This is a genomic window from Pseudomonas sp. BJa3, from assembly GCF_026343815.1.
Classification (GTDB): domain Bacteria; phylum Pseudomonadota; class Gammaproteobacteria; order Pseudomonadales; family Pseudomonadaceae; genus Aquipseudomonas; species Aquipseudomonas soli.
In genome coordinates, this window is the sequence record NZ_JAOXMC010000048.1 from 1 (window position 1) to 941 (window position 941).

Below are 941 nucleotides of genomic sequence, written 5' to 3' on the forward strand. Positions count from 1 at the left end.
GGCGGCGTCCATTCTTCTGTCCTGAATCACTGACTCGTAGATCCATTCCCAGGAATGCAATGTACGAGTCACTGCTTTTGAACTCGCCCCGCATAAAGGCCATCACCAATGCTGTAGCGGTGAGAAAACCAATACCCTCTATCGCTTGGCAGCGGGCAACTTGTTCGTGCAGGCCAGCTTCTCGCAGCACTTCCTTAATCTTCTTTTGGATCAGCAGATCCAGCCGGTCTATGGATTTTACAAAGGTTTTGAAGGCGACCTTCAACAAAGCTTCATTAGCCCAGCTCTGCATCATTGCAGTGCGAGCAGTCACTAAGGCCGATCTGCGTCGAAGAAGGCTCTGTAGCTTGCCGTAGACGGCGGGAGGAGGAGTCCAAGGGCGAAGGTCTTCCCCCTCGTTTTTCAAAAACCGGGACAGCAGCCGAGCATCAGAAGGATCCGTTTTCACTCGTCCACCCACGCTTTTCCGGTAGTTGCTCAGCTGGAACCCATCAATGACATACACCTCGAAGCCTAGGCTGTGAGCCAGTTCAACCAGATCGAGGTGATAAACATTAGTCGCCTCAACAGCAATAGCCGTGTTGAGAGGCTGTTGTTTCAGCCATCTTTTGATTTCGAGTTTGGCGTTTTTCAGCCTGATGATCTCATCGCGATCATCGTGATGAATCACCAGTTCAGCTTTCGCGACATCCGCACCCACGATCAGCTTGCCAACCTGCATTGCCATGGGCGCTTCCTCACGTTATGGTTTTTTGGCTTGAAGGGGTTTCACCAAGAGGCGCTGGCTTGCTTCTATCGTCGCTTGCAAACGATGCATTCTTTATCGGCGCTTTGGTGGAAGGGGTGGGGCGATGTCTCCCACGGTCTGTACTGATGCGAACAGTCAGAATCGGGCATTTAGTCCCACCACCCCTTCAAGTCTAACCATACAAGCGGGCTTG

General features: G+C 52.1%; 1 protein-coding gene. It reads right to left on the reverse strand.

The genetic code is table 11. The features are described 5' to 3' along the window. Nucleotides 1-727 (reverse strand): IS110 family transposase (locus OH705_RS26820; protein ID WP_267303380.1); only part of this gene is annotated, 727 nt, incomplete at its 3' end. Nucleotides 728-941 lie beyond the last annotated feature (214 nt).